A 20,367-nucleotide genomic window follows, 5' to 3' on the forward strand; every position below is an offset into this window, starting at 1 on the left:
CCGAAGCGGGGACGCCCACCCCGGGCGCCCCCGCCTTCGCGTGCCCCGCTGAGCGCGCAGGCCGGTCGCGTTCAGCGGAGCGAGGGGCGGTGTTTGTCGATCACCCGCGCCAGGACGCGGGGGGTGATGCGGCGGAGCGCGGCGCGGAGCCGGGGGTGCTTCTTGCCCGTGCGGATCAGCACGGCGAGGTGGCCGCCCTTGGTGAAGTAGATCTTCGCTGTGGTGGTCGAGTCGAGCCCTCGCCGTTGCGGCTCGGTCTTGATCTTGTCGCCGCGGATCGTTCCGAAGCGGGCCGTACGGGTGACACCGAGGGCGGACGCGGACACGTGCACGTCCCAGCGTCCGGGGCCGACGGCGGACGCGCCCGGGTCGGCCTGGACCTCGAAGCCGCCGTCCTCGCACGGGTCGGCGGGAAAACGGTGCTCGACCCCGGTGCGGCGTTCGCGGAGGAGCACCTCGACCTTGGTCTCGCGTGCCTCGATGCGCTCGATGCACGCATGGCCGCGCACGCGGAGCTTCTTGCCGTGCCACGAGACGGCGTCGAGCCGGTGCTCCACACCCACCTCGCCGGTGATGTCAGCGTCCTGCCGGGGAACGCCGCGCAGGTACGGATGGAGGGCGTACACGCGGCCGCCCACCACGACGGCGCCCGCCTTGACGCCCTCGACCTCGTCACGGATCAGGCGCTCCAGCTCGTCGTCCAGGCCGTGCACGATGCAGAACGCGCGCAGCCGGTACGCGAGGGGAAGCGAGGCGCGGGCGGCGTCGCTCAGCCCCTCGCCCAGGACCTGCCGGGTGCCCTGGAGCAAGCGGCCGCGTTGCTCGTCGTCCATGTCGAGGAAGCGGTGGTCGTACACGCGGAGGACATCGTGGAGCACACTGATCGCGCAGTCTGAGGACACAAGGCTCTCCTGAAGGCGGGGACACCCGTTACGGTAAGGCTCCGGCAGATCGCCTACAGTGAAATCCGCACAGCGTGTCGTCCCGGTCACAGTGAATGCATACTCGGTATTGCGGTCTGGATACCTCGTATGCATACTTGGTACGCATGTCGATCCGTCACGGTCTCCTGGCACTTCTGGCCCAGGGACCCCGCTATGGCTACCAGCTGCGCGCCGAGTTCGAGTCGTCCACCGGGGCGACCTGGCCGCTGAACATCGGTCAGGTCTACTCCACCCTCTCCCGGCTCGAACGGGACGAGCTCGTCACCCGGGTGGGCGCCGACGACGAGGGCCGCTTCGTCTACCGGATCACCCCCGCGGGCGAGGCGGACGTACGGCAGTGGTTCGCCACCCCCATCGCCCGTGCCGACCGGCCCCGCGACGAGCTGGCCATCAAGCTCGCCATGGCGGTGACGACCCCCGGTATCGACGTCCGCCAGGTGGTCCAGTCCCAGCGCACCGCGACCCTGAGGTCGCTCCAGGACCTCACCCGGCTCAAGGCCGACGCCCCCGCGATCCCTGCCGACTCCGGCGACCGGGCCTGGCGCCTGGTCCTCGAGTCCATGATCTTCCAGGCCGAGGCCGAGGTGCGCTGGCTCGACCACTGCGAGGCCTATGTCGTCCGCGCCGAGCACGCGGACCACCCGGGCCTGCCCGCCCCGGTGCCGGCCGAGGGGCCCGGCACCCCCCAGACCGCGAAGGGGGGACGCCGATGAGCGTCCTTGCCAATCCTCCCCATGCCGAGCCTCCCCACGCCGGTGGAACCCACACCGTCCTGGAGATGCACGGCGTCTCCCGCGACCACGGTGCCGGCGCCAACCTCGTGCACGCCCTCCAGGAGATCAGCCTGGCCGTGGCGGCGGGGGAGTTCGTCGCCGTGATGGGCCCGTCCGGGTCCGGCAAGTCCACGTTGCTCACCCTCGCGGGCGGGCTCGACGCGCCCACCGGCGGTCGCGTCGTCGTCGAGGGCGCCGACCTGGGCACGCTGCGCAAGGCCGGGCTCGCGGCGCTCCGCCGCCGCAGCATCGGCTATGTCTTCCAGGACCTGAACCTGATCCCGAGCCTCACCGCGGCGGAGAACGTGATGTTGCCGCGCGAGCTCGACGGCGCCCGGGCCCGGCAGGCCCGCCGTGAGGCGGCCCTCGCCCTCCAGGAGGTGGGCATCCCCGAGCTCGCCGACCGGTTCCCCGACGAGATGTCCGGCGGCCAGCAGCAGCGGGTGGCGATCGCCCGGGCCCTGGTCGGCGACCGCCGGCTGGTCCTGGCCGACGAGCCGACCGGCGCGCTGGACAGCCAGACCGGCGAGGACGTCATGCGCATCCTGCGCGCCCGCTGCGACGCCGGAGCGGCCTGTCTCATGGTCACGCACGAGTCCCGGCACGCCGCCTGGGCCGACCGGGTGATCTTCCTGCGGGACGGCCGGATGGTCGACGCCACCGGCGGGCGGCCCGGTCCCGAGTCCCTCCTGCAGGAGACCCGGTGAGCCGTCGCGGCGCCGGGTACGGCGTCGCGCTGCGCATCGCCCGGCGGGACGCCCTGCGGGCCAAGGGGCGGACGGTTCTCGTGCTGTGCATGATCGGGCTCCCGGTCATGGCCATCGTGGCACTGTCGGTGCTGTTCAAGACGGGTGAGTGGTCCGCGCGCGAATCGCTGCCGTACGACCTGGGCAGGGCTGACGCGCGGCTCACCGGCGTGGCACGGTCACCCGTGGAACAGGACCCCACCGAGACGTCCTTCGGCGGTGGCGCAGACGAAGCGCCCAAGCCGTGGACCACTGAGGAGATCACCCGCCAGGTCCAGGCGAAGTACGGTCCGGGCAGCAAGGCCCTTCTGTACGTCGGGGGCAAGACACTGGCGATCAGGACTGAGCGCGGAGTGCTGCAGGCGGAGGCCACCGAGGTCGACTTGCGCGATCCGCTGACCACCGGTCTCTTCAGGGTCACCGAGGGACGGTTGCCCGCCACGGCCGGCGAGGTGGCGCTGCCCGCCGAGTTCGGTGAACGCGGCTTCCGGATCGGCGCCTCCGCCAAGATCGAGGGCACCGGCGCGCAGAAGCGCGTGGTCGGCTTCGTTCAGGATCCGCTGTCCCCGGGGCGCTCCCTCGCGGTGGCCTTGCCCGGTGCGCTCCCCGCCCGGGCAGGGACGGACGGCGCGGGTACCGCGGACCTCAACACGCAGTGGCTGATCAGTACCGGTGGCAAGCCGGTCACCTGGGCCGACGTGCGCGCGTTCAACCAGCTCGGCATCACCGTCCTCTCGCGTGCCGTGGTGACGAACCCGCCGCCGGACGACCAGATCCCGTCGCAGGCCCAGCAGGGCGCCGGGGCCGACAACGCCACCACGGCGGTCGCCGCCATGATCGTTGCGATGGTGGTGCTGGAGGTCGTGCTGCTGGCCGGTCCCGCGTTCGCCGTCGGGGTGCGGAGGCAGCGCCGCCAGCTCGCGCTGGTCGCGGCCAGCGGCGGCGACGCCCGGCACCTGCGGACCGTCGTGCTGGCCGGGGGCATCGTCATCGGCGGTGCCGCCGCGCTGCTCGGCGCGGCCGCGGGCATCGGGCTCGCCGCCGTGGCCGGACCGGTGTACGAGGCGTACAGCGGCAACCCCATGGGGCCGTTCGAGATCCCGTGGGCGCTGGTCCCGTTGCCGATGGTGCTCGGCGCGCTCAGCGGGCTGGCCGCCGCGTACATGCCGGCCAGGCAGGCCGCCCGGATGGACGTCGTGGCCGCTCTCGGCGGGCGCCGCGACCAGGCCCGCTCGCGGGGCGGCTGGCCGATCGCCGGTGGCGCGCTCATCATCGGGGGCATCGTCCTGTGCCTGGTCGGTGTCCGGCTCTGGCGAGAGTTCGGGGCCGCCCTCGGCGCGATCGCGATCATCATCGGCTGCGTGATGATCGGACCATGGGTGGTGGGCGTGGCCGGCCGTATCGCGGGTCCGCTGCCGCTGCCCATGCGGCTGGCGGTCCGCGACGGCGCTCGCAACCGGGGCCGCGCCGCGCCCGCCGTCGCAGCGATCATGGCCGCCGTCGCCGGGATCACCGCGCTCGCCATCGGGGGCGCGAGCGACTTCGCCCAGAACCGGCAGGAATACCGGCCACAGCTGCCCATGGGCTCCACGATGATCCGGGGGACGGCGCACGAGGGCGACCAGAACGCGCTGACCGAACGGATGCGCCAGGCGGTCGCGCGCGAGTTGCCGGGCGTGCCCGCCATCCCGCTGCGGAGCCTGCCCGGCCAGGACCGGATCTGCAGGGAGCCAGGGCCCGGCAAGTGCCCGTACGCGACGTTCGGCAGGGTCTACAACGGGCCCGAGACCATCGTGATCGACAACCTGGTCGGCGGGCCGCGGGAGGCCCGGTTGCTGCTCGGCCGCGACGATCCGGCCGTGTCCGCCGCCCTCACCGCAGGGAAGATCGTTCTCTTCCACGTGAAGCCGCCTGCCGGGGGCACGGTCCCGGTCCACGTGAAGGAGTACGCGGAGGACAAGGAGAAGGTGGTCCGGTCGTTCGGCCGGCTGCCCGCGATCGCGGTCCCCGAGGCGACCGGGGTGCGGGCGATGGTGCCGCCCGCCGTCGCGACGAAGGTCGGGCTGCCGTTCGACACCAGCGGGTTCGGGATCGACCGGGCCGACCACCGGGTGACCAAGGACGAGCAGTCCCGCCTCCAGGAGCGGCTCAACGGGATCGCGAGCGACCTCAACTCGCCCGACGTCTACGTCGAGCGCGGCTTCACCGAGTCGTTCAGCCAGATCTTGCTGTTCCTCGGCCTGGCCGGGACGCTGATGGTCCTGGGCGGCTCGCTGATCGCCACCGGGCTCTCGGCCGCGGACTCCCGGCCCGACCTGGCCACGCTCGCCGCAGTGGGGGCCCGGCCACGGACCCGCCGGCTGCTGATGATGGGGCAGGCCGGGTTCATCGCGATCCTCGGGTGCTGGCTCGGCATGCTGGCCGGGCTGGCACCGGGCATCGCCGTCGCCCGGCCGCTCACCAGCCAGGACCGCGCACCTGCGGAACCGGGCTCGATCGACACCATGTCCCACGGCACGATCGTCGCCATCCCCTGGGAGCTGCTGGGGGCCATCGGGATCGTGGTCCCGCTGATCGCCATGCTCGCCGCGGGCCTCTTCACCCGCTCCCGGCTCCCGATGGTCCGGCGAGGAGCCGCCTAACCCGCTTGATCGCTGCAAGCGCGGCCGCCCGCCCGCTCGGGCGGCCGCGCTCGGGTGGCCGCGTCCGGTGGGCCGCGTCCGGTGGCGCGTCTGGGTGATCGCACGCCAGGGGATGTGGCCGGGGAGCCGGTTTGGGCGGCTTGGTCTCGTGCGTCGGACTGGTAGCCTCCTGGCGCGTGGCTGAGGCGGTTGCGGTGAGCGAGAAGGCGGACGGCGACGAGGCCCCGGCGCGTGTTCGGCGGTCCCGGGTTCGGCCGCGACTGCCCCTTGCCCTGCTGGTCGCCGCCGCAGCCGTGCTGTACGCGACGTACTCCTTGCTGCGCATCCACACGTTCCGCGCGAGCACGTACGACCTTGTGATCTTCGACCAGGCGATCCGGTCGTACAGCCGGTTCGGGCTGCCGGTGGCCATGGTCAAGGGTGTGCACAACGGCTTCGGCCCCGGCTTCTCCATCCTCGGTGACCATTTCTCGCCGATGCTGGCGGTGCTCGCCCCGCTCTACTGGATCCATGACGGGCCGGAGACACTGGTGATCGCCCAGGCCGTGCTCCTGGCGCTGGCCTTCGTGCCGATCTGGCTCTACACCGAACGCAGGCTCGGAAGTGCCGCGGCGTACTGCGTCGCCGGCGCCTACACGCTGGGGTGGCCGATCGCAGAGGCCCTCGCCTTCGACTTCCACGAGGTCGCGTTCGTGCCGCTGCTCTCGGCGCTGATGGTCGAGCGACACGACGCCGGCCGGCGCGGGCAGGCGGCGTTCATGGCCGGGATGCTGCTGCTGGTCAAGGAGGACATGGGCCTGCTGCTGGCGGGGTTCGGCCTGTACCTGCTCACCCGGCGGGGAGAACGAAGGGCCGGGGCGATCCATGTCCTTGTCGGCCTGGTCGCGACGTGGGTGAGCTCGCGCGTTCTGATCTCGGCTTTCGGCGGTGACGACGACTACTACTGGGCGTACGGCTCGTTCGGGCCCGATCTGCCGAGCGCGGCACTGCACCTGCTGACCCATCCCTGGGACGCGGTGAAGGCACTCGGCACCCCGCCGATGAAGCTCGAGACGATGGCGCTGCTCGTCCTGCCCTTGTTGCTCCTGCCGCTGGCGTCCCCGCTGACGCTGACGGCCGTTCCCCTGCTCGCCGAACGGATGCTCGCCGACCGGATACCCAACTGGTGGGAAGCCCGCTATCACTACAACGCCTTCCTGATCGCGGTCCTGCTGCTCGCCTCCGTGGACGGGGCGGTCCGGCTCCGCCGCCTGCTCGCCGGCCGCTCGTGGCCGCGCGCTCTGCCGCGCCGTCTACGGCGTGTTTCGAGGCTGGTCCCGGCCGTGGGGCTCCTCGTCGCCGCGGTCGTGACGGTGCCGTACTTCTCGTTCGGTGAGTTCGGCGACGCCTCGTTCTACCGGCGGAACGAGCGAGCGCGGGCGGCGGCGGCCGCGGCGGCGCTGGTGCCCGACGGCGCCCTGGTCGAGGCGGTCAACCCGCTCGGACCGGCGCTCTCGACGCGCACCCGGGTGTTGTTGTGGGACTGGGAGCCGCGTGACGCGCCGTGGGTGATCGCCGACACCCGCAGGCGGCAGTTCCCGTTCGGCTCGCGGGACGAGCAGATACGGCGCGTGGAAGTGCTGGTCGCGGGCGGTTACCGCACCCTCTTCCAGCGAGAGGGCTTCATCGTGCTCCACCGGCCGGGCCCCGAGCCGGTGAACATCCCGCAGAGCGACCGCAAGCAGGTGACCCGTTACTGAACGCCGGTGCGTTCGGTAAGGAAAAGGATCACTCTGGTCAGAAAGCCAGTGAAGTCGCAACTCTCCGCTTTTGCACTATCGTTTTCCCGTTCTTTGCCCGATACTTAGAGAAAGTCGCGACGGCGGGCGGCCAGCCCTCCGCACCTGGGCAAACACTCAATGTGACCGCAGCCGTGGTGGCGGTGGGGCGGAGTCATGAGTGGCGATCATCATCGGCAGACAAGGGCGGAGACCCTCGCGCGCGGGACGGAATATATTCCCTTGCGCGCATTGCCTGAGGCAGGTAATTGCCTGATTACCGGCCCCCAGTCGGGGGTGAATACTGGCGGGGAGTCGTGACGTGGCGCCGGCAGGAGACCGGGCCGTCCAGCGCTGGGAAACCTGCGGGCGTGCCTGGATTGCCGTGTTGCGACACGTATGGGCTGCCGGTGAGGCCGGCATGGAGGACCACGGCCCGATCATCGAGGGCCCGCCGATCCTCTTCGAAATAGCCTCGCTGAGCTGGGAGGACCCCATCCTGCGGGAATACGGGGACGGCGCGCGGATGTCCCGCTGGGCGCAGGACCGGCCCCGGCGCACCATGGACAGCGAGCTCGGCGAGCGGCTGCGGGACCTGAACGGCGTTCACCAGCTGCACTGGGTGGCGGACCTGCTGCGGTCCCGGCCGTGGACGACCAGCGCGTGGATCTCGCTGACCGTGCCGGGCGAGGACGCCGAGGCGGTGCCGAGCCTGGCCGCACTCTCGTTCCGCATCCGGGACTACCGGCTGATCATGACCGCGATGTTCCGTTCGCAGAACGTCTACCGGGGCTACCTGGCCTACGTTCCGCTGCGCGGCATCCAGCTCGAGGTCGCCGACGACCTCGGCCTGCCGCCGGGCCCGCTACGGGTGTTCATCGACGTCCCGCACATCGAGGTCGCCGACGCCAACGGCGTGGCCACCGTCCTGGCCGCCATGCCCGAGCCGAACGCGGCCTGACGCCAGGGCCAGGGGCCAAGCCCCGATGCCGGGTGCCCCGGGGGCCGCCCATGGGACGGCCCCCGATCACACCGGATCACCAGGGTGGTGAAACGGTTTTACCGGACCTTCCAGCAGGTCTTGGGTGCCCAGCGCCCAGTGCCGTTGTTCATGATCTTGATCCACTTGTTGCTGCTCTTGCCGCACGCCTTGTACTTCGCGCCCTTCTCTGTCTTGGAGAAGGGCTCGATGCAGCGCACCGTGCCCTTCTTGATCGACGCGACCTTGTTGGCCTTCGTGGCCTTCTTCTTCTTGTAGAGCGCGGTGTTTGCGACGGCCCCGGCATGGGTGCAGCGCTGAATGGTCGCGTCCTGGGAAGCGGCGGACGCTGTCGGGGCGGTGGCCATCACGGCGCCGATGGCGAACGCTCCGATGGCGGGGGTGACCAGGAGTTTCCTCATGGGAGACCTTCCGATGCTTGTCAGATTCGGATGAGGCGCGGGTGATGAGCCGCGGCGCGACCGTATCCAGAAAACGATCTTGAAATATCCGGAAAATGATCTTGAGTGATCCACATCACATGATGGATCGTTCCAGGCTTGGTGATTCATCGGGTATAGGAGCGCGGCGTTCGAGTGGCGGGGACGAAAGGGGTGTTCGGGTGCGAGTCCGGCTCTCCGCCGAGCGGGGCGCGGGTGCGGGATAGACTCGGGCAACGGGGCGCGCGCACGACGAGGTGAGTCGCGACTTCAATCCTGCACATCACCTGCACATCTACCTTCCTAAGGACTGTTCCTTGAGCAAGCCTGTCGTCCTCGTCGCTGAAGAACTCTCTCCGGCCGGCATCGCGGTACTGGAGTCCGATTTCGAGGTCCGTTCCGTCGACGGGGCCGACCGCGAGCAGCTGCTCCCGGCCGTCGCCGACGTCGACGCGCTGATCGTCCGCAGCGCCACCAAGGTCACCGCCGAGGTTTTCCAGCACGCCAAGAAGCTGCGCGTCGTGGCGCGGGCCGGCGTCGGCCTCGACAACGTCGACGTCGAGGCCGCCACCAAGGCCGGCGTCATGGTCGTCAACGCGCCGACCTCCAACATCGTCACCGCCGCCGAGCACGCGATCGCGCTGCTGCTGGCGACCGCGCGCAACGTGCCGCAGGGCCACACCGCCCTCAAGCAGGGGGAGTGGAAGCGGTCCCGCTACACCGGCGTCGAGTTGCAGGGCAAGACCGTCGGCGTACTCGGCCTCGGCCGCATCGGCGTGCTGGTCGCCCAGCGGCTGGCCGCGTTCGACATGAACGTGATCGCGTACGACCCGTACGTGCAGGCCGCCCGCGCCGCCCAGCTCGGCGTCAAGCTCGTCAGCATCGACGAGCTGCTGGGCGAGAGCGACTTCATCACCGTGCACCTGCCCAAGACGCCGGAGACCCTCGGGCTCATCGGCGACAAGGAGCTGCACCGGGTCAAGCCGAGCGTGCGCATCGTCAACGCCGCCCGCGGCGGGATCGTCGACGAGGAGGCGCTCGACCTCGCGATCAAGGACGGCCGGGTGGCCGGCGCCGGCATCGACGTGTTCAGCACCGAGCCCTGCACCGACAGCCCGCTGTTCCACCACGACAACGTCGTGGTCACCCCGCACCTGGGGGCCAGCACCCACGAGGCGCAGGAGAAGGCCGGCACCCAGGTCGCCCGCTCGGTCAAGCTGGCGCTGTCCGGCGAGTTCGTGCCCGACGCGGTCAACGTCCAGGGCGGCGCGGTCGCCGAGGACGTCAAGCCCGGCCTCCCGCTCGCCGAGAAGCTCGGCCGCATCTTCACCGCGCTGGCCGGCGGCGTGCCGGTCCGGCTGGACGTGGTCGTACGCGGCGAGATCACCGGCCATGACGTCAAGGTGCTGGAGCTGGCCGCGCTCAAGGGCGTCTTCGTCGACGTGATCGAGGAGGCGGTGACGTTCGTCAACGCGCCGCTGCTGGCCCGTGACCGCGGTGTCGAGGTCACGCTGACGACGAGCGAGGACTCGCCCGACTGGCGCAACGTGGTCCAGGTGCGCGGCACGATGGCCGACGGCACGGTGATCTCGGTCTCCGGCACGCTCACCGGCCCCAAGCACATCGAGCGGATCATCGAGATCAACGGCTACGACATGGAGCTCGTGCCGACCGAGCACATGGCGTTCTTCACCTACACCGACCGGCCCGGCATCGTCGGCGTCGTGGGCAAGCTGCTCGGCGAGAGCGGCGTCAACATCGCCAGCATGCAGGTCGGCCGGGCCGCCAAGGGCGCCCAGGCGCTGATCGCGCTTACCGTCGACTCGGCCATCCCGGCCCAGCTCGTCGACGGCATCAAGGCCGCGATCGGCGCCGACATGGGCCGCCGGGTCGACCTGGAGTCCTGACCGCCACCAGGCCGTGATCCCGTACGCGGGATCACGGCCTTTTGGTTTTCGCAGGTGGACGCTTGATCATCTCACTATGCGAGAACTTTGGCCACGGGTCGGGACACTTCACGGCATCCGAAGGTAACGTGGTGGGAGTCATGCGGCGCTTCGTAGTAATCCTTCGCTGCCGCAGCGGGGCCTGAACGGCAGGCCGGCACCCCGCTGCGGAGCGACGTGCTGGCCGTAAGCCCTGTTCAGCGCCGGACCGTGCGAACCACGGTGCGGCGACCCCGGCACAGCAGCCACCACACAGACCACGGAGCACAATCATGAACGAGACGTTCAACGCCGCGCCCGCCGACGACCAGGACGAGGCGTCGCGCGCACTGCAGACCGCCCTGGACCGCCGCGACAACGGCGGCCAGTCCAGCCGCAAGTAACCCGCTGAGTGTGGTCTTGAGCTTTGCGACCGCCGTGACCGGGTCTTCGGTCACGGCGGTTTCGCGTCCAGGGCCAGCGCCAGAGCTCCCATGAGGGATGCGTCTCCGGTGAAGCGGGCTAGTTCGACCTCCGGAGGGAACGGCACCGCTGCGGTCAGCGAGGCTCCCAGGCGGGCGGCCAGTGAGGGTTCGGCCGCCATGCCGCCGCCCAGGACGACCCGGTCGGCATCGAGTGCGATCGCCAGGTTGGCCACCGCCATTCCCAGCTTGTCCAGCGCCTCGTCCAGGAGTCCGGCCACCCGCGGGTCGTCGCGCAGGGCGAACAGTTCCGCTGCGGTCACGTTCCGCCCGAGCAGCTGGGTGCCTCGTTGCGCCAGCCCGCTCCCGGACGCGTACTCCTCCAGCGGGGCGCGACCGGCGGCGTGGCCCGGCTGTGCGGGGGAGGAGAGCGAGTAGCCGATCTCGCCCGCCGCGCCGTTGGCGCCGCGCAGCACGCGGCCGTCGACCACGATGCCCGCCCCGAGGCCGGTGCCGACGTTGACGTACAGGCCGACGCCGACTCCCGCCAGGCGCCCCCAGCGGACCTCCGCGGCGGCCGCCGCGTTCACGTCGTTGTCCAGCAGCGCGGGCATCTCGAGGCCCTCTTCGAGCAGGTGGGGGAGCGGTTGTTCCTCCCATCCCGGAACGTTGGGGGCCAGGACGACGCGTGCCCCCTGGACGACGCCGAAGGTCGAGACGCCCACCGCGACCGGGTGCTCGCCGGTCTCCTCGATGAGCCGGCGGGCGGCGGTGAGGGTGCGTTCGATCGCGGCGCGGGCGCCGTCGCCGGCACGGGTCTCCAGCGTGCGGCGGTGGAGCAGCCGCCCGCCGGCGGTCGCGGTGGCGAGCGCGATCTTGGTGCCGCCGAAGTCGATGCCGAGGACGGTCGGCCCGCTCACCGCCCGCCGCCCGGACGGGCACGTCGGGCGGTCGAGTCGATGGCCACCGCGAGCGCGAGGACGGCCGCGGTCACCATGAACCGGACCGACGAGTCCACGTTCAGCAGCAACATGCCGTTGGTGACCGACTGGAGCACCAGGATGCCGAGCAGCGCGGCGTAGGGCCGGCCGCGCCCGCCGAACAGGCTCGTTCCGCCGATCACCGCCGCCGCGATCGCGATGAGCAGAATGTCGCTGCCGCCGGAGCTCTGGTTGACCGCGGATAGCCGGCTGGCCGCGAGGATCCCGCCCGCCCCGGCGAGCGTGGCCGCCGCGACGAAGGCCAGGATCCGGATCCGGGTCACGCTGATCCCGGCGCGGCGCGCCGCCTCGGCGTTGCCGCCGACCGCGTAGATCCAGCGTCCTGGCAGGGTGTGCCGCAGGGCGAGATCCAGGAGCACGACGAGCGCACCGAAGATCACCAGGGTGAGCGGCACGCCGCGGTCGCCGTTCAGCACCGCCACGACGGCGGCCAGCACCGCCGCGAGCAGGGCGGCCCGGACGACCAGACGTGCGATCGGGCGTACGGGAAGGTCTGCTCGCGTTCTGGCTCTCCGGTCCAGCAGCGACGAGCCCAGGGCGGTGGCTGTCACGGCGACGACGGCGAGCCAGCTGAGCCACGGCGGCAGCCAGGTGTCGCTGACCTTGGCCACGGAGCCGTCGAACGGCAGGTTGATCGTGCCCTCGTCGCCCAGGAGGTAGAGCAGCAGCCCCTGCCAGCCGATCAGCCCCGCGAGCGTGACCACGAACGACGGCATGCCGAGCAGCGTGAACATCAGGCCGTGCAGCAGGCCCACGAGTGCGGCGGCACCCAGCGCGAGGAGCACCGCCAGGCCCGCGGGCAATCCCTGCTTCACGTACAGCAGGGTCATCACCACCCCGCACAGCCCGCTCACCGAGCCGACCGACAGGTCGATCTCCCCGAGCAGGAGGACGATGACGACGCCGAGGGCGATGGTGCCCGTCGCGGCCATCTGCAGTGCGAGGTTGGTGAGGTTCTCAGCCGACAGGAAATGGTCGTTGAGCGAGCCGAACACCACCGCGATGACGGCGAGACCCGCCACCACCGGCAGCGCGCCCGGCTCCCCGCCGCGCAGGCGGCCGGCGAGCTCGGCCGGCCGCGGCGCGGGGATCCGCCGCGAGGTCTCGGTGGTCACGCCGCCGCCTCCGCTCCGGTGATGGCCGCCACGATGGCCTCCTGGCTGGTGTCGGCCGTACGGAAGTCCCCGGCGTCGCGGCCGAGCCGGAGGACGACGACCCGGTCGCTCACCGCCCGGACGTCCGCGAGGTTGTGGGAGATGACCAGCACAGCGAGTCCCCGGTCGCGGAGGCGCCGGACGAGGTCGAGCACCTGGGCGGTCTGCTCCACGCCCAGCGCCGCCGTGGGCTCGTCCAGCAACACCACCCGTGGTTCGCCGAGGAGGGCGCGGCTGATCGCCACCGACTGCCGCTGGCCGCCGGAGAGCGCGGCGACGGGTGCCCGGATGTCGCGGATCCGCACGTCGAGGGAGGCGAGCAGGTCGCGGGTGGCACGTTCCATCCTCAGCTGCCGCAACAACGACCAGCGGTGGGTCTCGGCGCCCAGGAAGAGGTTGGCGACCACGTCGAGGTTCTCGCAGAGGGCCAGGTCCTGGTAGACGGTGGAGATCCCCAGGGCCTGCGCGTCGTGCGGCCGCCCGATGCGGACCGGCCGTCCACCGAAGAAGATCTCGCCCGAGTCGGGTGTGATCGCCCCGGAGATCACCTTCACCAGTGTCGACTTGCCGGCACCGTTGTCGCCCACCAGCGCGACCACCTCGCCGGCGACCAGGCGCAGGTTCACCCCGTCGAGTGCCCGCACCGCCCCGTACCGCTTGGTGATGTCGCGGGCCGAGAGCACCACCTCACCCTGTACGCCGTCTGCGGGCGCCGCCGGAATCCCGGCCTTCACTGGAGCCCCGCGGTCTTGCAGGCGGCGGCGACCTGGCCGGCGCAGATCTTCGCGGCCGGGTAGAAGCCGTCCTTGATGATGGTGTCCTTGATCTTGTCCTTCGTCACGGCGGTCGGTGCCAGCAGGAAGGCCGGGATGTCGGCGGTGCCGTTGTTCACCTTCTGCGGAGCGGCGGGCTTCTCACCGCGTGCGAGCGCCACGGCCAGGTCGGCCGATCGTTCCGCCTGTGCGCGGATGTTGAGGTAGACGGTCATGTTCTGCTCGCCGGTGAGAATGCGCTGCACGGCCGCGAGCTCGGCGTCCTGCCCTGTGATCGGCGGGAGGGACTTGTAGCCGGCTCGCTTCATCGCCGCGATGGCGCCGCCCGCCATGCCGTCGTTGGCCGAGAGCACGCCGACGATGGTGTCGCGGCCGAGCGCGGTGATGGCCTGCTCCATCTGCTGCTGCGCCTTGTCGGGGCTCCAGTCCGGGGTGTCGAACTCCCGCCCGATCTGCACCTTGCCGTCCAGGACCTGGTGCGCGCCCTTCTTGTAGTCGGCCGAGCTCGGATCGGTGGGCGCCCCGTTCAGCATGACGATCTTGCCCTTGCCCAGCGTGCCGCGCGCGGTCAGCGCGTCCAGCAGCGCCTGGCCCTGCATCTGGCCGACACGCACGTTGTCGAACGAGACGAAGTAGGAGTACTCGACATTGGTGATGAGCCGGTCGTACGCGATGACCGGGATCCGGCGCTGCCGTGCCTGGTTGACCAGCGGCGCGGCCGCCTTGGCGTCGACCGCGTCCAGCACGATGACGTCGGCGCCCTGCGTGATGGCCCCCTCGACCTGTGACTGCTGCTTCGTCGCGTCCTGGTCGGCGTTGCCATAGATGATCTTGCAGTCGGCACAGAGCTGCTTCACGCGGCCCTCGAACAGCGGCCGGTCGAACGCCTCGTACCGCGTCGTCTTGGACTCCGGCAGGAACAGCGCGATGGTCGCCGCCCCGCCCTTCCCGCCGCCCGTGCCGCCTCCGTCGTCCTTGCCGTCAGAGCCGCAACCGGCCACCACCAGCGCCGCGGCCACCGGGATCACGCACCACGCTCGACGCATCGATCCCCACCTTCCTTCCATCTCGCGAGGTAAGGTGAAAGTAAGGGAGGCTTCCTAACAAAACAAGCCCCAAAAGGCTCAGAAGAGCCAAAATCGCCATGTCGTGGTATGCCACTGTCGGGACCTCAAACAGGGGGATCACAACAGGGGGAGAGGCGTGACGATCGGGAACGGGCCCGGCAACGGCAAGCCCACCGCGAGCACCACCAGCGTGCTGCGGGTGATGAACGAGCGCGCCGTCTACGAACGGATCCGCAGCGAAGGCCCGATCTCCAGGCCCGAGGTGGCCCGGCAGACCGGGCTCTCCAAACCCACGGTCTCGCTGGCGCTGGCGGACCTCGAACGGACCGGCCTGGTACGGACCGTGGGCCACCGGACCGGCAACGCGGGCCGCGCGGCGAAGTTGTACGAGATCGATCCCGGCGCGGGCCGGGTCATCGGCATCGACGTCGGCCGGGAATGGGTGCGCGCCGCGCTGTCCGGCCTGGACGGCGAGCCGGTCGTACGGCGCGACGTCCGCTCCCAGGCGCGCAACGCCGACACGCTGATCGAGCAGCTGGCCGGCCTGGTGGCCGAGCTCTCCGCCGAGGCGGGGATCGCGCCCGGCGACGTCACCTACATCGTGCTCGGCACCCCCGGCGTGCACGACGTCGAGAACGAGCGGCTCCGGCTGGCGCCCAACCTGCCCGGCTGGGACCGGCCCGGCGCGACAGGACGGCTGGCCGAGCGGCTGCCCGCCCCGTTCCTCATCGAGAACGACATAGCGCTCGCCGCCCTTGGAGAGCAGGCCCACGGCCTCGGCGCGGGCATCTCCGACTTCGCGTTCCTGTCGATCGGCACCGGCATCGGGATGGGCATCGTCCTGGAGGGCAAGCTGTTCCGCGGGTCCCAGGGCGCCGCGGGCGAGGTGGCGTTCCTGCCGCTCGGCGAGACCGACCCCCTCACTCGCACACCGGGCGCGCGGCGGCACGGCATGCTCGAGAGCGTGCTGTCGGCCGCCGGACTCGTCGCCACCGCGCGCAGGCTCGGCATGCCCGGGCGGCCGACGGTCAAGAAGGTGTACGACGCGGCGCGGGCGGGCGACCCGATCGCGCTGGAGGCGGTGCGGTACGAGGCGGGCAACATCGCCCGCGCGCTGGCCAGCGTCGTCGCGCTGCTCGACCCCGAGCTGGTGATCATCGGCGGCGGGCTCGGCCAGCACGGGGTGGACGTGCTCCTGGACGCCGTCCGCGAGCGGCTGACCGACATGACCCCGCTCGACCCGCCGCCGATCGAGCCGTCGGCACTGGCCGAGGAGGCCACCGTGCTCGGCGCCCTGGCCACCGGGCTGTCCACCGCCATCGACATCGTCTTCAACCGCGCCGTCGCCGAACCGGCGGTCGGCTGATGACGGACACGCCGATGCCGGATCCGGCGCTGACGGACGTGATCGCGGCGCTCGGCGCGGCAGCGGAGCTGGGCCCGTACTTCGAGATCGTCACCGACCCGGCCGAGGAGGCCGACCCGACCTGGCGCCCGCTGCCCGAGAAGGACCCGGAACGGCTGCTCGGGCTCATCGACGCGTACGCCCAGCGGCTCGGCACCGACGAGCGCCGCGTGGCGGCCTCGATCCTGTTCCAGGGCCTGGCGTCCCGTCTCTGGTCGCCCACCGCGGCCGCCGCGGCGCTCGGCGCCGTGCCCGACCTGTCGAGCCTCCACTGGCGCTGGGCGCCGGGGGCCCCGATCGCGCTCTGGCTCGCCGAACCCTCGGGGTGGCTCCGCTCGGCGGACCGCCTCTACGAGACGGTCGTGACCGGCCAGCTCCAGCCGCTGCGAGAGACGATGCTCCAGGTCGTACGTCTGGCCGACGGCCTTCTCTGGGGCAACGCGGCGTCGGCCCTGGCCGGAACGCTCCGTGCTGGAACGCTCCGGCCGGACCTGGCCGCGCCGCTGAACACCCTTGTCCGGGATCTGTTCTCCCGTGACCCGCTCACCGGCACGGGCTCGTTCGAACAGGGCCGGGGCTTCGTGCGGCGCAGTTGCTGCCTCTACTACCGTGTCCCGCCCGGCGGCGAGATGTGCGGTGACTGCGTGCTCCTGACTCGCTGAAAGGCGCGCTCGGTGAGGGCCCCGAAGAGCAGCCCCAACGTCGCCCACAGCACCACCTGGATCCCCAGCGAGGCGATCCGGAAGTCCCACAGCACGGTGGCCGGGAAACCTTCCGCGACCGCGTCCGGCTTGGGCGTGAGCCGGTAGACGATCCCGACCACGACGGCGAAGCCCACGGTGGCGGCGATCGTCGCGTTCCACGTCCCGAACCTCGGCAGCAGCCGGCGCTGGACGATCACCGCGGCGGTGGTGGCCAGCACGCCGAGCGCCACCATGCCGAAGTAGAGCGCCGTCCGGCCGCCGATCGTGTCCGGATTGCCGACCGCCGGGGGCGTGGGCGGGTACTTCAGGAACGGCACGACCACGACCGCCACGAAGCCGCCGAGGGCGACCAGCCCCGCCGTCGCCCGGGCGCCGAGCGTGCCGATCCTGCCGTACGCGAACGCGAACGCGATGGCGAAGAGCCCGCCGACCGCCACGCCGTAGACCACCATCGCCGTGATCAGGCCGGTGGTCTTCTGGACGGTGCGGCTGACCACCTCGGACTCGGCCGCCCCGCCGCCACCATGGTGGTGCGTTTGAGCTTGTGAAGCAGCCGCCTGCGCCTCCTCGAAGGCGATGGCATGCCCCACCTGCGGTTCACCGTAGATCCACGCGATCACGAGCGCGAGCGCCGCCGCGGCGAGCCCGGCGAGCATGCCGCGGATGAGAAGCGAACGCATCATCAGTGGCAGGGGAACCCGAGGAGGTGCCGGCCGTCGTGCGTGAACTCATGCACCCAGGTGCCGCTGAACACCGAGGTGGCGCCCTGTTCGGCGCCGATGAAGTAGAGGAGCACGAGGCCCAGCACCGCGGCGAAGACCGCCCACGGCAGGATCTCGCGGACGGGGACGCGCAGCGGAACGGTCGGCTGCTGAACCTGCGTCGAGGGCACGGCTGGCTGGGCCATAGGGGGTCTCCTCACGGGGTGCACTCGCCCCGGTGACGGGAGGACGGCAGGTCAGTTCCTGACTTCCGGGGCCCTGGCGGACCGGCCGGACACAGTGGCGGGACCGTCCTGGAATCGCACCAGGTTCCTGCGCACTGCCGCCTCGTGTGAATTTGTCCTGTTGAGCGTCCACTCGGCATGGGTGCCGCGTCAAGTGGGCGGATGGTGACAAGTCCGGATGGTGGCGAGCCCGGACCGGGGAACGGGGCGAGATGGCGGTCTCGGATGGTGAGACCGATGCTCACGAGCTGAGACGTTGCGGTAGAGTGCGCCCATGTCTTCCCGCAACATTCGTCTGGCCGTCATCCCGGGTGACGGGATCGGTCCCGAGGTCGTCGACGAGGGGCTGAAGGTCCTCGAGGCCGCCACGCCCGCTTCCGGCCTGACCTTCGAGCAGACCCCGTACGACCTGGGTGCCGCGTTCTGGCACCGGACCGGCGAGGTGCTGCCCGACTCGGTGCTCGACGAACTGCGGGGCCAGGACGCCATCCTGCTCGGCGCCATCGGCGACCCGAGCGTGCCCAGCGGCACGCTGGAGCGCGGGCTGCTGCTGCGGATGCGCTTCGAGCTCGACCAGTACGTCAACCTGCGGCCCGTCAAGCTGCTGCCGGGTGCCTCCACCCCGCTGGCCGGCGTCCAGCCCGAGGACATCGACATGGTCGTCGTCCGAGAGGGCACCGAGGGCCCCTACGCGGGCGTCGGCGGCGTGCTCCGCAAGGGCACCCCGCACGAGATCGCCACGCAGGAGAGCGTCAACACCGCCCTCGGCGTCGAGCGGATCATCCGCTACGCGTTCGAGCAGGCCGCCGCGCGCCCGCGCAGGAAGCTGACGCTCGTCCACAAGGACAACGTGCTGACCTTCGCCGCCGGGCTCTACCAGCGCTACCTCAAGGCGCTCTCCGCCGAGTTCCCGCAGGTCGAGGTCGACTACAGCCACGTCGACGCGGCCACCATGTTCTTCGTCAACCAGCCGCAGCGCTACGACGTGATCGTCACCGACAACCTGTTCGGCGACATCATCACCGACCTCGGCGCCGCCGTCGCGGGCGGCATCGGGCTGGCCGCCTCCGGCAACATCAACCCGACCGGCGCCGCGCCGTCGATGTTCGAGCCGGTGCACGGCAGCGCTCCCGACATCGCCGGTCAGGGCAAGGCCGATCCGACCGCTACGATCCTGTCCGTCGTCATGCTGCTCGACCACCTCGGCGCCCCCGAGGCCGCGCGGCGCGTCGAGCAGGCCGTCGCCGACGATCTGCTGGAGCGCCCAGGGCTGGGCGCCCGGTCCACGTCGCAGATCGGCGACGCGATCGCGAAGCGAGTATCCGGCTAGGGGCGCGCCTCTCTGGTCGACAGAGCGAACTCCGGGCGTGCCTCGCGGGCGCGCCCGGATTTTCGTGCGCGCACCGTGATCGAGGAGTGGGGCTGGACGAAGTACGACAATAGGGATTAAGGAATGCCGGGCGGCAAGGGAGCCGCGGTGGCGATCCGCGAGAGGACCGAGACGATGAGCAGCACCCTGGACTTCGAGATCACCCTGACGGACCAGCCGACCCCGGCGGCCGAGCGCGAGCGCGTCCTGGCCGATCCCGGGTGGGGTGTGCACTTCACGGATCACATGATCACGATCCGTTACGCGGAGGGCAAGGGCTGGTACGACGCCTGTCTGGAGCCCTACGGGCCGATCGCCATGGATCCGGCCAGCCAGGTCCTGCACTACTCCCAGGAGCTGTTCGAGGGGCTCAAGGCCTACAAGCAGGCCGACGGCTCGATCGTCACGTTCCGCCCGTACGCCAACGCCGCCCGGATGAACCGCTCCGCCCGCCGGATGGCGATGCCGGAGATCCCCGAGCAGCTGTTCGTGGACGCGCTGGAGCTGCTGGTCCGCACCGACCGGGACTGGATCCCCGGCAAGGAGGGCCAGAGCCTCTACCTGCGGCCGTTCATGTTCGCCACCACCCGCGCCCTCGGCGTCAACCGGCCCGCGAACGAGTTCCTCTTCGTGGTCATCGCCTCCCCGTCCGGCCTCTACTACCCCCGTGGCATCAAGCCCGTCTCGGTCTGGCTCTCGCGGGACTACGTGCGGGCGGCCCCCGGCGGCACCGGTGAGGCCAAGACCGGCGGCAACTACGCAGCCTCGTTCGCCGGCCAGGCCCAGGCCGTCGAGCACGGCTGCGACCAGGTCGTCTGGCTCGACGCGATCGAGCACCGCTGGGTCGAGGAGGTCGGGTCGATGAACCTGGTCTTCGTGTACGGCTCGGGCGCCGGTGCCCGGCTGCTCACCCCGGCGCTGAACGGGGCGCTGCTGGCAGGCATCACCCGGGACTCCATGCTCAAGCTCGCCCCCGACCTCGGCATCCCGGTCGAGGAAGGCAAGATCAGCATCGAGGAGTGGCAGGCCGGCTGCGAGTCCGGCGAGATCACCGAGGTGTTCGGCTGCGGCACCGCCGCGATCATCAGCCCGGTCGGCCACGTCAAGGGCTCGGACCGCGAATGGAACATCGGCACCGGCGAGCCCGGCCCCATCTCCATGAAGCTCCGCGAGGAACTCATCGGCATCCAGTACGGCACCAAGCCGGACCCCTACGGCTGGGTCCACCCTATTCACTAGGGGGCGTGTCATTGTGGGGGGCGACCCCCCACACCCCCCGTGCCCGGGCCGGCGGCCTTGCTTCGCGGCGGCCACCGTCCC

18 protein-coding genes and 1 riboswitch are annotated in these 20,367 nt (G+C 71.2%); of the genes, 10 read left to right on the plus strand and 8 right to left on the minus strand.

Annotation, left to right across the window (positions count from 1 at the left end):
• Positions 1-71 precede the first annotated feature (71 nt).
• Complete coding sequence (locus F8566_RS38320; protein ID WP_192810073.1) at positions 72-902, minus strand: hypothetical protein; 831 nt, start codon at positions 900-902, stop codon at positions 72-74.
• Between the two features lie 146 nt (positions 903-1,048).
• Between F8566_RS38320 and F8566_RS38325 the strand changes: the two genes are divergently transcribed.
• From F8566_RS38325 to F8566_RS38345, 5 genes are all read left to right on the plus strand, one after another.
• Complete coding sequence (locus F8566_RS38325) at positions 1,049-1,657, plus strand: PadR family transcriptional regulator (RefSeq protein WP_151567153.1); 609 nt, start codon at positions 1,049-1,051, stop codon at positions 1,655-1,657.
• Positions 1,654-2,424 (plus strand): ABC transporter ATP-binding protein, encoded by a 771-nt coding sequence (locus F8566_RS38330; protein ID WP_151567155.1) that lies wholly within the window; start codon positions 1,654-1,656, stop codon positions 2,422-2,424. Before F8566_RS38325 ends, F8566_RS38330 begins: the two co-directional genes overlap by 4 nt.
• Positions 2,421-5,105 carry an FtsX-like permease family protein gene (locus F8566_RS38335; protein ID WP_151567157.1) on the plus strand — a complete coding sequence of 895 codons (2,685 nt, stop codon included), beginning with the start codon at positions 2,421-2,423 and terminating at the stop codon, positions 5,103-5,105. Before F8566_RS38330 ends, F8566_RS38335 begins: the two co-directional genes overlap by 4 nt.
• Positions 5,106-5,281: 176 nt before the next feature.
• Positions 5,282-6,844 (plus strand): DUF2079 domain-containing protein, encoded by a 1,563-nt coding sequence (locus F8566_RS38340; RefSeq protein ID WP_192810074.1) that lies wholly within the window; start codon positions 5,282-5,284, stop codon positions 6,842-6,844.
• A gap of 439 nt (positions 6,845-7,283) precedes the next feature.
• Entirely contained in the window at positions 7,284-7,823 is a 540-nt protein-coding gene (locus tag F8566_RS38345; RefSeq protein ID WP_225993886.1) for a thymidylate synthase family protein, read from the plus strand.
• A gap of 98 nt (positions 7,824-7,921) precedes the next feature.
• Here F8566_RS38345 and F8566_RS38350 read toward each other — a convergent pair whose 3' ends face one another.
• Positions 7,922-8,263 carry a hypothetical protein gene (locus F8566_RS38350; RefSeq protein WP_151567163.1) on the minus strand — a complete coding sequence of 114 codons (342 nt, stop codon included), beginning with the start codon at positions 8,261-8,263 and terminating at the stop codon, positions 7,922-7,924.
• 335 nt (positions 8,264-8,598) lie between these two features.
• Here F8566_RS38350 and serA point away from each other — a divergent pair, with 335 nt between their 5' ends.
• The gene (gene serA / locus F8566_RS38355; RefSeq protein ID WP_151567165.1) at positions 8,599-10,188 is read left to right on the plus strand and encodes a phosphoglycerate dehydrogenase; all 1,590 of its coding nucleotides are present in this window, start codon (positions 8,599-8,601) and stop codon (positions 10,186-10,188) included.
• 472 nt (positions 10,189-10,660) lie between these two features.
• Here the strand turns inward: serA and F8566_RS38360 are convergent, their stop codons facing one another.
• Genes F8566_RS38360 through F8566_RS38375 form a run of 4 tightly spaced genes read right to left on the minus strand, consistent with a single transcriptional unit; the run spans position 10,661 to position 14,602 of the window.
• Entirely contained in the window at positions 10,661-11,548 is an 888-nt protein-coding gene (locus F8566_RS38360; protein WP_151567167.1) for an ROK family protein, read from the minus strand.
• Positions 11,545-12,744, minus strand: a complete 1,200-nt coding sequence (locus F8566_RS38365; RefSeq protein ID WP_225993887.1) for a sugar ABC transporter permease — start codon at positions 12,742-12,744, stop codon at positions 11,545-11,547. The genes F8566_RS38360 and F8566_RS38365 overlap by 4 nt, the downstream gene beginning before the upstream one ends.
• The gene (locus F8566_RS38370) at positions 12,741-13,517 is read right to left on the minus strand and encodes an ATP-binding cassette domain-containing protein (protein WP_404800384.1); all 777 of its coding nucleotides are present in this window, start codon (positions 13,515-13,517) and stop codon (positions 12,741-12,743) included. The genes F8566_RS38365 and F8566_RS38370 overlap by 4 nt, the downstream gene beginning before the upstream one ends.
• Positions 13,514-14,602, minus strand: coding sequence for a sugar ABC transporter substrate-binding protein (locus F8566_RS38375; protein WP_151567169.1), 1,089 nt, complete (start codon positions 14,600-14,602; stop codon positions 13,514-13,516). The genes F8566_RS38370 and F8566_RS38375 overlap by 4 nt, the downstream gene beginning before the upstream one ends.
• 157 nt (positions 14,603-14,759) lie before the next feature.
• On the opposite strand from F8566_RS38375, the gene F8566_RS38380 reads away from it, so the two are divergent.
• On the plus strand, positions 14,760-15,989 hold the full coding sequence (locus F8566_RS38380) for an ROK family transcriptional regulator (RefSeq protein WP_225993888.1): 1,230 nt from the start codon (positions 14,760-14,762) through the stop codon (positions 15,987-15,989).
• Positions 15,989-16,690, plus strand: a complete 702-nt coding sequence (locus tag F8566_RS38385) for a (2Fe-2S)-binding protein (protein WP_151567171.1) — start codon at positions 15,989-15,991, stop codon at positions 16,688-16,690. The genes F8566_RS38380 and F8566_RS38385 overlap by 1 nt, the downstream gene beginning before the upstream one ends.
• Here F8566_RS38385 and F8566_RS38390 read toward each other — a convergent pair.
• Both F8566_RS38390 and F8566_RS38395 read right to left on the minus strand, forming a co-directional pair.
• On the minus strand, positions 16,633-17,415 hold the full coding sequence (locus F8566_RS38390; RefSeq protein WP_151567173.1) for a CbtA family protein: 783 nt from the start codon (positions 17,413-17,415) through the stop codon (positions 16,633-16,635). The two genes, F8566_RS38385 and F8566_RS38390, sit on opposite strands and share 58 nt — an antisense overlap.
• Positions 17,415-17,639: a CbtB domain-containing protein gene (locus F8566_RS38395; RefSeq protein WP_151567175.1), complete on the minus strand. Its 225-nt coding sequence runs from the start codon at positions 17,637-17,639 to the stop codon at positions 17,415-17,417. Before F8566_RS38395 ends, F8566_RS38390 begins: the two co-directional genes overlap by 1 nt.
• Before the next feature lie 32 nt (positions 17,640-17,671).
• Positions 17,672-17,792, minus strand: a riboswitch (cobalamin riboswitch).
• A 160-nt stretch (positions 17,793-17,952) separates the two neighbouring features.
• Here F8566_RS38395 and F8566_RS38400 point away from each other — a divergent pair.
• Positions 17,953-19,008 carry a 3-isopropylmalate dehydrogenase gene (locus F8566_RS38400; protein WP_151567177.1) on the plus strand — a complete coding sequence of 352 codons (1,056 nt, stop codon included), beginning with the start codon at positions 17,953-17,955 and terminating at the stop codon, positions 19,006-19,008.
• Positions 19,009-19,182: 174 nt separating this feature from the next.
• Entirely contained in the window at positions 19,183-20,286 is a 1,104-nt protein-coding gene (locus F8566_RS38405) for a branched-chain amino acid aminotransferase (RefSeq protein ID WP_151567179.1), read from the plus strand.
• Positions 20,287-20,367 lie beyond the last annotated feature (81 nt).

Source organism: Actinomadura rudentiformis (genome assembly GCF_008923185.1).
Lineage (GTDB): Bacteria > Actinomycetota > Actinomycetes > Streptosporangiales > Streptosporangiaceae > Spirillospora > Spirillospora rudentiformis.